At 71.3% G+C, this 13,715-nt stretch carries 13 protein-coding genes and 1 pseudogene; 12 read left to right on the top strand and 2 right to left on the bottom strand.

What is annotated here, in order from left to right; all coding sequences use genetic code 11:
* Positions 1-57: 57 nt before the first annotated feature.
* The gene (locus ABZV31_RS09440; protein WP_355890372.1) at positions 58-1,266 is read right to left on the bottom strand and encodes a sensor domain-containing protein; all 1,209 of its coding nucleotides are present in this window, start codon (positions 1,264-1,266) and stop codon (positions 58-60) included.
* Positions 1,267-1,604: 338 nt separating this feature from the next.
* Here ABZV31_RS09440 and ABZV31_RS09445 point away from each other — a divergent pair, with 338 nt between their 5' ends.
* The 12 genes and pseudogenes from ABZV31_RS09445 to ABZV31_RS09500 all read left to right on the top strand — a co-directional run.
* Positions 1,605-2,012 (top strand): NADH-quinone oxidoreductase subunit A, encoded by a 408-nt coding sequence (locus tag ABZV31_RS09445; RefSeq protein ID WP_355890375.1) that lies wholly within the window; start codon positions 1,605-1,607, stop codon positions 2,010-2,012.
* Complete coding sequence (locus ABZV31_RS09450) at positions 2,003-2,713, top strand: NADH-quinone oxidoreductase subunit B family protein (protein ID WP_355890378.1); 711 nt, start codon at positions 2,003-2,005, stop codon at positions 2,711-2,713. Before ABZV31_RS09445 ends, ABZV31_RS09450 begins: the two co-directional genes overlap by 10 nt.
* Entirely contained in the window at positions 2,710-4,398 is a 1,689-nt protein-coding gene (locus tag ABZV31_RS09455; RefSeq protein ID WP_355890381.1) for an NADH-quinone oxidoreductase subunit C, read from the top strand. Before ABZV31_RS09450 ends, ABZV31_RS09455 begins: the two co-directional genes overlap by 4 nt.
* Positions 4,395-5,363 (top strand): complex I subunit 1 family protein, encoded by a 969-nt coding sequence (locus ABZV31_RS09460; RefSeq protein WP_355890384.1) that lies wholly within the window; start codon positions 4,395-4,397, stop codon positions 5,361-5,363. Before ABZV31_RS09455 ends, ABZV31_RS09460 begins: the two co-directional genes overlap by 4 nt.
* Positions 5,364-5,365: 2 nt before the next feature.
* Positions 5,366-5,926, top strand: coding sequence for an NADH-quinone oxidoreductase subunit I (locus ABZV31_RS09465; RefSeq protein WP_355890386.1), 561 nt, complete (start codon positions 5,366-5,368; stop codon positions 5,924-5,926).
* Positions 5,923-6,615 carry an NADH-quinone oxidoreductase subunit J gene (locus ABZV31_RS09470; protein WP_355890389.1) on the top strand — a complete coding sequence of 231 codons (693 nt, stop codon included), beginning with the start codon at positions 5,923-5,925 and terminating at the stop codon, positions 6,613-6,615. Before ABZV31_RS09465 ends, ABZV31_RS09470 begins: the two co-directional genes overlap by 4 nt.
* Entirely contained in the window at positions 6,615-7,004 is a 390-nt protein-coding gene (gene nuoK, locus ABZV31_RS09475) for an NADH-quinone oxidoreductase subunit NuoK (RefSeq protein ID WP_355890392.1), read from the top strand. The genes ABZV31_RS09470 and nuoK overlap by 1 nt, the downstream gene beginning before the upstream one ends.
* Positions 7,001-8,995 carry an NADH-quinone oxidoreductase subunit L gene (locus tag ABZV31_RS09480; protein ID WP_355890395.1) on the top strand — a complete coding sequence of 665 codons (1,995 nt, stop codon included), beginning with the start codon at positions 7,001-7,003 and terminating at the stop codon, positions 8,993-8,995. The genes nuoK and ABZV31_RS09480 overlap by 4 nt, the downstream gene beginning before the upstream one ends.
* Before the next feature lie 6 nt (positions 8,996-9,001).
* Positions 9,002-10,576 (top strand): NADH-quinone oxidoreductase subunit M, encoded by a 1,575-nt coding sequence (locus ABZV31_RS09485; protein ID WP_355890398.1) that lies wholly within the window; start codon positions 9,002-9,004, stop codon positions 10,574-10,576.
* Positions 10,573-12,096 carry an NADH-quinone oxidoreductase subunit N gene (locus ABZV31_RS09490; protein WP_355890400.1) on the top strand — a complete coding sequence of 508 codons (1,524 nt, stop codon included), beginning with the start codon at positions 10,573-10,575 and terminating at the stop codon, positions 12,094-12,096. Before ABZV31_RS09485 ends, ABZV31_RS09490 begins: the two co-directional genes overlap by 4 nt.
* Positions 12,097-12,346: 250 nt before the next feature.
* Complete coding sequence (gene htpX, locus ABZV31_RS09495) at positions 12,347-13,210, top strand: zinc metalloprotease HtpX (protein WP_355890402.1); 864 nt, start codon at positions 12,347-12,349, stop codon at positions 13,208-13,210.
* Positions 13,207-13,323: pseudogene (locus tag ABZV31_RS09500) on the top strand (YccF domain-containing protein); the annotation flags it as partial. The gene htpX and the pseudogene ABZV31_RS09500, both read left to right, overlap by 4 nt.
* On the opposite strand, the gene ABZV31_RS09505 reads toward ABZV31_RS09500, so the two are convergent.
* Positions 13,295-13,564 carry a hypothetical protein gene (locus ABZV31_RS09505; protein WP_355891249.1) on the bottom strand — a complete coding sequence of 90 codons (270 nt, stop codon included), beginning with the start codon at positions 13,562-13,564 and terminating at the stop codon, positions 13,295-13,297. The pseudogene ABZV31_RS09500 and the gene ABZV31_RS09505 overlap by 29 nt on opposite strands.
* Positions 13,565-13,715: the final 151 nt, after the last annotated feature.

The raw sequence follows: 13,715 nt of genomic DNA on the forward strand, positions 1-13,715 counted from the left end.
TGGGCCGCAGGTCACGGGACCATGGAGTCCGTCGGCGTCTTGGACGGGGGGTTTTCCCTACCCCTTGTTGGGGGTGTCCGTCCGGTTCCGCCAGGGCAGCTCCGCCGTCACAGTCGTCGGGCCGCCGGGCGGCGACTCGACGACGAACAGGCCGTCGACGGCGTTCAGCCGCTCGGCCAGGCCCCGCATGCCCGTGCCGCCGTCGAGGCGCGCGCCGCCGCGGCCGTCGTCCCACACCTGGATGAGGAGGCGGTCGTCGGCCCGCCAGACGTCCACGGAGGCGGACTTCGCCCCGCTGTGCTTGCTGATGTTCTGCAGCAGCTCGGAGACGGTGAAGTAGGCGATGCCCTCGATGGCCGCGGCCGGGCGCGCGTCCAGGTCGGCCGTCACCTTCACCGGGACGGTGCAGCGGGAGGCGACCGCCGACAGGGCCGCGTCCAGGCCGCGGTCCGTCAGGACGGCGGGATGGATACCGCGGGCCAGGTCGCGCAGCTCCTGCAGCGCCAGTTTCACCTCGCCGTGCGCCTCCTCGACCATCGCCGCGACATGTTCGTCGCCCTGACCCTCGAGCAGCTTCTCCTTGGCCAGGCCGAGCCCCATGACCAGGTTGACCAGCCGAGCCTGTGCCCCGTCGTGCAGGTCCCGTTCGATGCGTCGCAGGTCGGCGGCCGCCGTGTCGACCACGACCCCCCGGTCCGACTCCAGCTCGGCGATCCGCCGCTCCAGCTCGTCGGAGGGCGACAGCAGCGCACGCACCATCGCCCGGTCCACGTTCGCCAGGCCCCGCGCGATGAACGGCAGCACCGGCCACAGCACGAACAGCGAGGTCAGGGTGACGGTGAAGGTGAGGATGCCCCAGGGCAACCGTATGAAGTCGTACAGAACCGTACGCCAGCCCACCGGGTCCTTCAGTGCCAGCCACAGCTGGTTGAACAGTCCCTTCGTCCGGTGCAGCAGCAGCGGGCTCGGCTCGTCGATCCGCACCCCGAGCAGCGCCCGGGCCCGGGCCCGTTCCAGCCTGCCCAGCTGCCGAGCGCCCATCAGCCCGGCCGCGAGCAGGGGGAAGCCGACCACGGTGAGCGTCAGCGTGGCGCCGGTGAACAGCACCGACACCACATAGGTGAAACCGAACAGCGACACGGGCAGGTTCGCCAGGAGATGCGTGATCTCCTTCCAGGTGGGCAGGTCGTAGGCGAGACGAGCCGGGGGCAGGTGGTCCTCGGTGCCGGCCGCCGCCGGGTCGGCGGAGGAGATGCGTGCGGTCATGTGGGCTAGCGTGCCGCGCAGCGTGCTGCGGCGCCATGAGGTCGGCCGCCCTGGTCACCGGGGGAAAACCCCACCCCCGCATCTCAAGAGGTGACGGGCTGCTTACCGTCTCTTTATCAGGGCCTAGACTCCCGTGCGTACAGATCGTCGAACACAGGATTCACGAAGGTCACAGGCCACAGGCCACAGGCCACAGGCCACAGGCCACAGGCCACAGGCCACAGGCCACAGGCCACGGGCCACGGGCCACGGGCTACGGGCTACGGGCTACGGGCCAGAGTCAGAGGCCAAAGGCCAGAAGCCAGAGGTCAGAGGTCAGAGGGAGCGAGGGACGGACGGTGCGGGAGACGTTGCGGGGGTCGACTGTCGTCGTCGCGGCGGACTACTTCCAGTCCTATTCGGTCGTCGGACTGCTCGCCGTCGTGGGCGTGCTCTTCGTCGCCGTCGCCTTCGGCGCGGGCCGCCTGCTGCGCCCGGTCGTGCCCACCCCCGAGAAACTTATGACGTACGAGTGCGGCGTCGACCCCGTCGGCGAGGGCTGGGCCCACACCCAGGTCCGCTACTACGTCTACGCGTTCCTGTACGTGATCTTCGCCGTCGACTCGATCTTCCTGTTCCCCTGGGCGACGGTCTTCGCCGCCCCCGGCTACGGCGCAACGACGCTCGTGGAGATGTTCATCTTCCTCGGCTTCCTGGCCGTGGGCCTGCTGTACGCATACAAGAAGGGCGTCCTGGCATGGACGTGAACCCCTCGACCGCTGAGACCTCTGGGAACCCTGGGGCCTCCAGGATCTCCGGGATCTCCGGGACCTCCGGGAGCTCTGGTCCGGTGCTGCTTTCTGAGCCGAAGCGGCTCGGCGCACTCGCGCGCCTCGCCCCCGAGCCGATGAAGGTCGTCCTGAACTGGGGCCGCCGCTACTCGCTCTGGGTCTTCAACTTCGGCCTCGCCTGCTGCGCGATCGAGTTCATCGCCGCGTCGATGGCCCGTCACGACTTCATCCGCCTCGGCGTGATCCCGTTCGCACCGGGCCCGCGCCAGGCCGACCTGATGGTCGTGTCCGGGACGGTGACGGACAAGATGGCTCCCGCGGTGAAGCGCCTGTACGAACAGATGCCCGAGCCGAAGTACGTCATCTCCTTCGGCGCCTGCTCCAACTGCGGCGGCCCGTATTGGGACTCGTACTCCGTCACCAAGGGCGTCGACCAGATCATCCCGGTGGACGTCTACGTCCCCGGCTGCCCGCCCCGCCCCGAGGCGCTGCTCCAGGGGATTCTCAAGCTCCAGGAGAAGATCGCGCGGGAGTCGCTGGGGGAGCGGTACGGCTCCGGCGCGGCGCGTCCTTCGGCGTCGGCGCTGCAGAGCGGGCTGGTGAGGCCGCCGGCCTCCCACTCGGGCGACTCGGGCTTGGGATCGGCCTCGGGATCGACCTCGGAGGAGGGGCGATGACCGCCGTGGGCTGGCTGCCTGCACCCGCCGAGGAACTGTTCGGTACGGAGGCCACCGCGGAGGAGTCGTACGAGATCCTGACGGTGGACGTACCGCCGTCGGCCTGGGTCTCCGCGCTGCGGACCGCCCGCGACGGGCTGGGCTGTACGTACTTCGACTGGCTGAGCGCGGTCGACGAACCGGGCACGGGCTTCCGCGTCTCGGCGCACGTCGTCGCCCTCTCCCCGGTGCGGCGGCTGCTCCTGCGGACGACGGTCCCGCACGAGGCGCCGATCCTGCCCACCGCCGTGGACGTGTACGCGGGCGCGGCCTGGCACGAGCGCGAGACGCACGAGATGTTCGGCGTCGTCTTCGAAGGCCACCCGGCCCTGGACCACCTCCTCCTCCCGGAGACCTTCGAGGGCCACCCGCTCCGCAAGGACTTCGTGCTGGCTGCGCGCGTCGCCAAGGGCTGGCCGGGAGCGAAGGAACCCGGCGAGTCGGACCACGGCGGCCCGAGGCGCCGCCAGATGCTGCCCCCGGGGGTGCCCGACCCCAACGAGTGGGGTCCTTTGAAGGGCCAGCTTCCGCCTGCCCCCGCCCGTCCCGCCCGCGGCGCGGGGCGTGCGGCGGGCGAGCGTCCGGTGCGTCGTACGCGTACGGCGGCGGAAGGCTCGGCCAGCCAGGCGACCACGGCGGCGAGGCCGAAGACAGCCACGGGGGCCACGGGGGCCGCGGGGGCTGGGGAGGCCCCGGCGAGCCCGGCGTCGCCCTCGGCGGAGGCGGCGGGCGCGGGAGCTGCGGCCAGGCCGCGCCGGATGCGCAGCGCGAGCGAGGGCTCGGTGAGCCAGACCGCGGCGCGCGCCGAGGGCGCGGGAACGGAAACCCCGGCCGCGACCGAGGACGCGGCGACCGAGAAGCAGGCCGCGGCCGAGAAGCAGGCCGCGGCCGAGGGCGCTGCGACAGAAACCCCGGCGGTGGAAGGGCCGGAGGCCTCGGTGGCCCCCGAGCCGGTCACTCCGGCCGAGGGAGCGGCTGAAGCCGAGGGAGCGGCTGAAAGGGCGGCTGCGGAGACCCCGGCCGCCGAGGGCGCGGCCACTTCGGCCGAGGGGGCGACCTCCGGGGCACCGACCGGGCCGCGTCGCGCGCGCAGCGCGTCCGAGGGTTCGGCGTCGCAGCGGGCGGGCGCCGCCGGTACGACCGGGCCACGTCGCGCGCGCAGCGCGAGCGAGGGCTCGGCCTCCCAGCGGGCGCAGGCGGCGGCTGCCAAGCCGCCCACACCACCCGCAGCCCCGCGCAGCTCGGACGCCCCCTGGCACCGCGCCCGCCCGGCGTTCGACGAGCTCGAACCGGAGCCGAGGCGGACGCCGCAGGCCGCGGCGGCAGCCGAGCCCGCCGCCCAGCCGCCGACCGCCGCGCAAGCCGACACACGTCCGAGCGACACCGGCACCGCCGAGCCCGGATCCGGCCCGGTCACGTCTGCCACCGGCGCCGCCGAGCCCGGAACCGGCACAGGCACGCCCGCCACCGGCGCGTCCGAACCCGGTACCGCCCCGGCCGACGACCGGGACAACCGGACCGAACCCCCGGCCGGCGATCCGGCCGGCGATCGGCCCGCCACCTCCACCGCCGATGCGACGGACAAGCCCACCGGCGACCAGGACGAACCCCCGACCCACGACGACCACGAAGGAGGCCCGCAGTGAACGACGCGGTCGACGTCGCCCTGCGACTCCTGATCGTCTTCGTCGTCTTCCTCACCTTCCCCCTGATCGTCGGTCAGACCGAGCACAAGGTGATGGCCCACATGCAGGGCCGCCTCGGCCCGATGTACGCCGGCGGCTTCCACGGGTGGGCCCAGCTTGTCGCGGACGGCGTGAAGTTCGCGCAGAAGGAGGACGTGGTCCCGGCGGGCGCGGACCGCCGTATCTTCCAGCTCGCCCCCGCCGTGGCCCTGCTCCCGTACCTTCTGGTCCTGCTCGCCATCCCGATCGGCCCCGGCGAGGGTGCCGTCGGACAGGTCCTGGATGCGGGCGTCTTCTTCGTGCTCGCGGTGATGGGCGTCGGCGTCCTCGGCTCCCTCATGGCCGGCTGGGCCTCCGCCAACAAGTTCTCCCTCCTCGGCGGCCTGCGCACCGCCGCCCAGCTGCTCGCCTATGAACTCCCGATGCTGCTCGCCGCCGCCTCCGTGGCGATGGCGGCCGGCACGGTCTCCCTTCCCGGCATCCTCGACGCCTTCCACTGGTGGTGGCTGCCCTGGCAGATCGTCGGCGCGATCGTCTTCTTCGTCGCCGGCCTCGCCGAGCTGCAGCGCCCGCCGTTCGACATGCCCGTCGCCGATTCGGAGATCATCTTCGGTGCGTACACCGAGTACACCGGCCTGCGCTTCGCCCTGTTCCTCCTTGCCGAGTACGCCGGAATCATCGTCCTGTGCGGCCTGACCACCGTCCTCTTCCTGGGCGGCTGGCACGGCCCGTGGGGCGCCGACGGCCTCGGCTGGGTCTGGACCCTCCTGAAGGCGGCCGTCCTCGCCTTCGTCGTCATCTGGCTGCGCGTCACCTATCCCCGCCTGCGCGAGGACCAGCTCCAGAAGCTCTCCTGGACCCTCCTCGTCCCCCTCTCCCTCGCCCAGATCGCCCTCACCGGCATCGTCAAGGTGGTGATCCAGTAGCTATGGCCCCCATCCCCGGCTCCGGCCTCGCCAAGGGCCTGGCCGTCACCCTCCGCACGATGACGAAGAAGACCGTCACCGAGCAGTACCCGGACACCCAGCCCGACCTCCCGCCCCGCACCCGCGGCGTGATCGGCCTGTTCGAGGAGAACTGCACGGTCTGCATGCTGTGCGCCCGCGAGTGCCCGGACTGGTGCATCTACATCGACTCCCACAAGGAGACGATCCCGGCGGCGACCCCCGGCGGCCGCGAACGCAGCCGCAACGTCCTCGACCGCTTCGCCATCGACTTCTCCCTTTGCATGTACTGCGGTATCTGCATCGAGGTCTGTCCTTTCGACGCCCTGTTCTGGTCCCCGGAGTTCGAGTACGCCGAGACCGACATCCGCGACCTCACCCACGAGCGCGACAAACTCCGCGAGTGGATGTGGACCGTCCCCGCCCCGCCCGCCCTCGACCCCGGCGCGGAGGAACCCAAGGAGATCGCGGCCGCCCGCAAGACCGCCGAGAAGCTGGCGGCGGCGCAGGCCGAGCCGACCGAGCCGCAGGGAGGAGAGTCGTGACCCTCGCCGCAGCCGCCGCGGCGGCGCATGCCACCACGATCACGACCGCCGCCGAACCGCACGGTTTTCTCTCCCCGACCGGTGTCGAGATCGCCTTCCTTCTCGTCGGCCTGGTCACCTTCGGCGCCGCGCTCGTCACCGTCACCACCCGGCAACTGGTGCACGCCGCCCTGTGGCTGGTGGTGACCCTCGGCAGCCTCGCCGTCGAGTACCTGCTGCTCACCGCCGAGTTCATCGCCTGGGTGCAGGTCCTCATCTACGTCGGTTCCGTCGTCGTCCTCCTCCTGTTCGGTCTGATGCTCACCAAGGCCCCCATCGGCCGCTCCCCGGACGCCGACTCCGGCAACCGCCGGGCCGCCCTCACCGTGGCCGTCGCCGCCGCTGCCGCCCTGGTCTGGGTGGTCGCCGACGCCTTCCGCACGACCTGGATCGACCTGGACGGCGCCGCCGCCGGCTCCACCAAGGTCACCGGCGCGAGCCTCTTCCAGAACTGGGTCCTGCCCTTCGAGGCCCTCTCCGTCCTCCTCCTCGCCGCCCTGGTCGGTGCGATCGTCCTGTCCCGCAAGGCGAAGGCGGACGCGGCCGCCGCCACCGCGAGCGCCCAGGCCGCACCGGCCGCCCCCACCGATCCGGGCACGCCGAACGAAGAGGCGCCCGGCGCCCGCGGCGCCAAGGAAGGTGTCCGCTGATGCACCTCGCCTATCCCGCCGTGCTCTCCGCCCTCCTGTTCTGCACGGGCCTGTACGGCGTCCTCGCCCGCCGCAACGCGATCCTGGTCCTGATGTCGGTCGAGTTGATGCTCAACGCCGTCAACCTCAACCTGGTCGCCTTCGACGTCTGGCTCAGCAAGGCCGCCGCCGAACCCCTGCACTCCGGCCAGGCCCTGACCCTGTTCACCATCGCCATCGCCGCCGCCGAGATCGGCATCGGCCTGGCGATCGTCCTCGCCGTCTACCGCAACCGCGGCACCTCGGACATCGACCGCCTCCGCGATGCCGCCGAAGGCCGCGACGACGGCCCCGACAGCGACGCCCCCGCAACCGCGCAGGCCGCTGAGAAGGCTGAGGCCACCGCGTGACCACGACCACCCTCGCCGTCCTCGTCCCCCTCCTTCCGTTCCTGGGTGCCGCGGCCGGCCTGCTGCTCGGCCGAACGGCCCCCGGATTCGTCCGCCCGCTCGCCGTCCTGCCGGCCCTCGCGTCCCTCGTGCTGGCCGTGCTGGTCGCCGCGCGCCAGGGCGGCGACCGGGCCGTCGACGCCGCGACCGAGCTCACGCCCACCGGCTCGGTCCCCATCGAACTCGCCCTGCACATCGACGGCTTCGCCGCGCTCGTCGCCGTCCTGGTCGGCGTCGTCGCCACCTGCGTGCAGATCTACTCGACGGGCTACCTGCGCGACGACCCGCGCTACCCCTCGTACGCCGCTCTCGTCTCCCTGTTCACCTCCGCCATGCTCCTCGTCGTCTACTCGGGCGACCTGATCGTGCTGCTGGTCGGCTGGGAAGTCATGGGCATCTGCTCGTACTTCCTGGTCGGCCACTACTGGGAGACCCCGGAGGCCCGCGCCGCCTCCATCAAGGCCTTCCTGGTCACCAAGCTCGGCGACGTGCCCTTCCTGATCGGCCTGTTCGCGCTCGCCACCGACGCCGGGTCCTTCCGCATCACCAACGTCCTCGGCACGGTCGCGAGCGGCGGCCTGCACCACCCGACGGTGATCGCCCTGCTGCTCCTCGCGGGCGTGGCGGGCAAGTCGGCGCAGTTCCCGCTGCACACCTGGCTGCCCGACGCGATGGCCGGCCCGACCCCCGTTTCCGCGCTGATCCACGCCGCGACGATGGTCGCCGCCGGTGTCTACTTCATCGCCCGTCTCCTCCCCGTCTTCCAGGCCTCCTCTGCCGCGATGATCGTCCTCGCCGTCATGGCCGCCGTGACGATGGCCGGGTCGGCGCTCGCCGCGCTCGCCCAGGACGACATCAAGCGCGTCCTCGCCTACTCGACGATCGGCCAGCTCGGCTACATGACCGGGGCCCTTGCGGTCGGCGACCGCGGTGCCGCCGTCTTCCACCTCCTGTCCCACGGCGCCTTCAAGGCGCTGCTGTTCCTCGCGGCCGGCGTGATCATCCACGCCGCCGGCACGAACTCGCTGGCCGCCATGTCCCGCATGAGCAAACTGCGCGACCGCGTCCCCGACGCCTACTGGACGATGACCGTGGCGCTCCTCGCGCTCGCCGCGATCCCGCCGTTCAGCGGCTTCTTCTCCAAGGAGTCCGTCCTCGGCGCCGCCGAGCACGTCGCCACCGGCCAGACCGACCATGCCCCCGGTTCGGCGGGCTGGATCGTCCTCGTCTCAGGTCTCCTCACGGCCCTGCTCACCGCCGCGTACGCGATGCGCCTGTGGTTGCTGGCCTTCCACGGCCGGGGCGCCGAGGCCCCGGACCACGGGAAGCAGCCCGTGGTGATGAACGCCGTGCTGTGGGTGCTCACCGTGCCGTCCCTCGCCCTCGGTGGGCTCGCCTACCGCGTGCTGCCCGACTGGTTCGACGGCCGCGACCTCACCCCGGCCCTCACCACCTCCGTGCTCGGCACGGGCCTGGCCCTGGCCGGCGGCATCGTCGCCTATGGCGCCTGGCGGCACACCACCGCGCTCGCGGCCCGCGTCCCGCTGGGTGCGGTCGCGGCCCACCCCCAGGCCGACGCCGGACTGGTCGAGGCCGAGGCCATCGCCAGCCACAAGCCCGCGTACGGAGACATCGCCTACGCGCCCGACCCCGCGGACCCGGGACGGCTGCTGCTCGGCCCGCTGCACCGCCACGCGGCCGTCGGCTTCCACCTCGACGCCGTGTACGCGGCTCTCTTCGTCCACCCGGTCCTGGCCGGAGCGAGCCTCGTCCGGTTCCTCGACCGCGAGGTCGTCGAAACCTACGTACGCGGCGCCGGCGCCCTACCCCGCCTGCTCGGGGCCGCCGTACGGCGTGCCCAGACCGGCAATGTGCAGACCTATGTGAGCGCGCTGCTCGCCGGCACCGTCCTCCTCGCGGTCGCCGCCGTCCTCGTCGCCACGGGAGCGTGAGCAGGCGTGATCGATATCAACGAGTCCGTGATGCAGTTCCTTCTGGCATTCGTCGTCGTCGGCCCGCTCCTCGGCGCGCTCGCCGCCCTCCTGCCGGCCCCGCCCGGGCTGAAGGGGAAGTCGCCCGAGCAGGCCGTGCTCCGGCACGGCGTCACCGTCACCGGCGCGGTCCTCATCGCCGCGATCGTCCTGGCGCTCGGCTTCGACCACGACCATCCGTCGAAGATGCAGGCCACGACCGACATCAGCTGGATCCCCGCACTCCATGTGCGCATCCACCTCGGCATCGACGGCATCTCCCTCCCCCTCGTCGTCCTGACCGCGCTGCTGACCTTTCTCTGCGCGCTGTACTCCTACTTCAAGATGCCTGCGGGCCCGACCCCGAAGGCCTTCGTCGCGCTGCTGCTCGTCCTCGAGTCCGGCACTCTCGCGACCTTCGCCGTCCTCGATCTGCTGCTGTTCTTCCTGGCGTTCGAGATGGTGCTCATCCCGATGTACTTCCTCATCGCCCGCTGGGGCGGCGAGGGCCGTCAGGCCGCTGCCTGGCGGTTCATCCTCTACACGGTGCTCGGTTCGGTCGTCATGCTGCTCGGCCTGCTCCTGATCGGAATCAAGGCGGGCACGTTCGACATGGTGGCACTCGCCACTGACAACGGCCGGTCGCTGACCGCATCCGTGCAGGTCATCGCGGTTCTGGCGATCGGAATCGGACTCGCGGTCAAGTCGCCGATGTGGCCGCTGCACAGCTGGCTGCCGGACGCCCACACCGCCGCGCCGACCGTCGGTTCGGTCCTGCTGGCCGGCGTACTGCTGAAGATGGGTACGTACGGGTTCGTCCGGATTCTGCTCCCCATCACTCCCCACGGCTTCCACACCTTCGCCCCCTACCTCGCCGCCTTCGCCGTCGTCGGGATCATCTACGGATCCCTGGCCTGCCTCGCCCTCGCCAAGCAGGGCGCCAAGGGCGACCTCAAGCGGCTCATCGCCTACTCCTCCGTCGGCCACATGGGCTTCGTCCTGCTCGGCATTGCCACCATGACCCCGACCGGCGTGAACGGCGCGCTGTTCGCCAACATCGCCCACGGCCTGATCACCGGCCTGCTCTTCTTCCTGGTCGGCGCGCTGAAGGAACGCACCGGCACCACCGACCTCGACACCCTTGCCGAGGGGACCGGCGCCGCGCTGTACGGCAAGGCCCCGCGCCTCGGCGGCCTGCTCGCCTTCGGCGCGGTCGCCTCGCTCGGGCTGCCGGGCCTGGCCGGGTTCTGGGGCGAGATGTTGGCGCTGTTCGGCGCGTTCAAGCCCGCCGCCGACCTCAGCCGTCCCGCCTTCCTCACCTTCATGGCGATCGGCGCGTTCGGCACCCTGCTGACAGCCGCGTACATGCTCGTCGTGGTCCGCCGCGTCTGCATGGGCGCCGTACCGCAACAGGCTCCGAAGCTCGCCGACGTCCACAACTTCGAGTTCGCGGCCTGGACCCCGCTCGTTGTCCTCACCGTCGTCGCCGGGCTGTGGCCGAGGGCCCTGCTCGGGCTGACCGACCCGGCCGTGCAGCAGCTCCTCGCAGGAGGCACCCGATGAGCGCCCTGGCCCAGCCCCTGGCGGAGTCGGCGGTCCAGTCCGTCGACTGGCTCGCGATCGCGCCGCCCACCGTCGCCGCGGTGGTCGCCCTCGTGGTGCTGGTCGCCGACCTTTTCGTGTCCGACGCGCGCAAGCCCCTCCTCGGCCGGGTCTCCGTCGCCGGCCTCGCCGCCTCCGCGGTGCTGCTGCTGCCGCTCCTCGACGGCGACCGCACCACGTTCTGCCTCACCGGCCACGCCGACGTCTGCAGCTACACGGCCGACCGCTTCACCCTCGTCATCCAGTTCCTGGTCCTCGGTGGTGCCCTCCTCGCGGCTCTCCTGTCGGTCACCGCCCTCAAGGATGCCCGCCGGGGACTCCCCGAAGGGGAGTACTGGTTCCTGCTGCTGTCGTCCGCCGCGGGCGCCGCGCTCCTGCCCGCCTCCCGCGACCTGGCGACCCTGATCGTCGCCCTGGAGGTCGCCTCGCTGCCCGCCTTCGCGCTCGTGGGCATCCGATACGGCGACCGGAAGTCCTCCGAAGCGGCCCTGAAGTTCTTCCTGTCGTCGGTCACCGCGACCGCCGTCAGCCTCATGGGCATCAGCTTCGTCTACGCCTCCACGGGCACCCTCTACCTCACCCAGGTCGCCGACCGCATCCAGCACGTCGACGGGCAGCTCCACACACTCGCCCAGACCGGCGTCGTCCTCACCCTCGTCGGCTTCGCCTTCAAGACGGCCGCCGTCCCCTTCCACTTCTGGGTGCCCGACACCTACGTCGGCGCGCCCCTGCCGATCGCCGCCTACCTGTCGGTCGTCGGCAAGGCGGTGGGCTTCTCCGGCCTGATCCTCGTCACCGTCGTCGCCTTCCCTTCGTACGCCGACGTCTGGGGCCCGGCGCTCGCGGCGCTGGCCGCGCTCACCATGACCGTCGGCAACGTCGGCGCCCTGCGCCAGCAGGCCACGCGCGCGTACAGCGCGGTACGGCTGCTCGCCTGGTCGTCCGTCGGCCAGGCCGGCTACCTCCTCGTACCGATCGCCGCCGCGGGGTACTCCAAGGACGCCCAGAAGTCGATCGGCTCCACCGTCGCGTACGCCCTCATGTACGCAGCAGTGAACCTCGGCGCCTTCGCGGTGGCCGCGCTCGTGGGCCGTACGAGGGCCCGCAACCGCATCACGGACTACCGCGGCCTGTACGCCACGAACCCGCTGACCGCCCTCCTGCTGGCGTTCTTCCTGCTGTGCCTCGCCGGGCTGCCGCCAGGCATCATCGGCCTCTTCGCCAAGGTCACCGTCTTCTCCGCGGCCGTCGACGCCGGACTCGGCTGGCTCGCCGTCGTCATGGCCGTCAACGTCGTCATCGCGCTGTTCTACTACCTCCAGTGGACGGCACTGCTGTTCCGCGCGCCCGAGGGCGAGCCCGTCAAGCACCGCGTCCCGGCCCCCCTCACGGCCGCGATCACCCTGACGGCCGTCCTCGGCATCGCCCTGTCCGGCGCACCCCAGTTGGTGTTGCGCTTCGCGGACACCGGTCTGTTCTGACCATCTCGCGTCCGAACACTTCGCGCGCCGCACCGCGCGCGTGGGGCACTCGACCCCCACGCGCGCGTGCCGGCCGGTGACCCGCTCACCCCGACGGCCCCGCGCGCCGTCGCGCACACAAGGGAACCAGCGGCCCTCGCCTGGCGTTGACCAGTACGGAAGGGTCCACTGGACGTGACACCACGGCACCAGTGGCGTCGAACAGCAGCAAGCGAAGGGTTCCCCTGCCGCACCACTTGGAGGGCGTACCGTGCACCGCCGGCACAACGGGCTCAGGACCGCAGTACTCCTCGGGGGACTGTCCGCACTCATCATCCTCATCGGCAGCTTCTTCGGCCGCACGGGCCTGATCGTCGCGGTCCTCGTCGCCCTCGGTACCAACGCGTACGCATACTGGAACAGCGACAAGCTGGCACTCCGCGCGATGCGCGCCCGACCGGTCAGCGAGTTCGAGGCCCCGGCCCTGTACCGCATGGTCCGCGACCTCTCCACCCAGGCCCGCCAGCCCATGCCCCGCCTGTACATCTCCCCGACGGAGGCGCCGAACGCCTTCGCGACCGGTCGCAACCCACGCAACGCCGCCGTGTGCTGCACGGAAGGCATCCTGCGCAGCCTGGACGAGCGCGAGCTGCGCGGCGTCATCGGCCACGAACTCAGCCACGTCTACAACCGCGACATCCTGATCTCGTCCGTCGCCGGCGCCCTCGCCTCCGTGATCATGTTTTTGGTCAACTTCGCCTGGCTGATCCCGATCGGCCGCTCCGATGACGACGACGGCCCCGGCCTCCTCGGCATGCTCCTGATCATGATCCTCGGCCCGCTCGCGGCCACGCTCATCCAGTTGGCCATCAGCCGGTCCAGGGAGTACGAGGCCGACGCGTCCGGCGCCCGCCTCACCGGCGACCCCCTCGCCCTCGCCAGCGCGCTGCGCAAGCTGGAGATCGGCACCAAGCAGCTTCCGCTGCCCCCGGAGCCGCGCATCGAGACCGCGAGCCACATGATGATCGCTAACCCCTTCCGCCCGGGTCAGGGGCTGTCGAAGATGTTCTCCACGCACCCGCCGATGGCGGAGCGCATCGCCCGACTCGAGCGGATGGCAGGTCGCCCTCAGTGAAGACAATCCTCAACGTCATCTGGCTGATCCTGAGCGGCTTCTGGCTGTTCCTCGGGTACCTCCTCGCGGGCGTGCTGCTGTGCATCACGGTGATCGGTATCCCGTTCGGGATCGTTCTTCTGCGTTCAGCATCGCGCTCGGGTCGACCCGTCCTTCGATGACCATCGAGGGCAGTAGCTGAAGCTCCGGGAGAGGGACCTGTTCCATGTCCGCCAGGGCAGCGCACACACGGCTCCAGGTGTCGTCAGACGTCCAGGTGTTGAAGTGCTTCGAAGCCTGGATGGTGGCGCCGGTTTCCTTGATCACAATGGGCCAGGACTTGCCGGTACGCGCCTTATAGAAAATGGCGTCCACGGATCGGCGAACGGTACCCCGGCGCCCCTTAGGGAGTAGGGGGAGCGACCTTTGCCCACTCCTCGTCGGAGAGTGCGGCGGCAGGGATGCCGAGGCCAGCAGTGGCGTACCAGGCGCGAACGGTGCAGGGGACGCCGCCGCGCCGATCGTC

The sequence above is a fragment of the Streptomyces sp. NPDC005202 genome, from assembly GCF_040608235.1.
Lineage (GTDB): Bacteria > Actinomycetota > Actinomycetes > Streptomycetales > Streptomycetaceae > Streptomyces.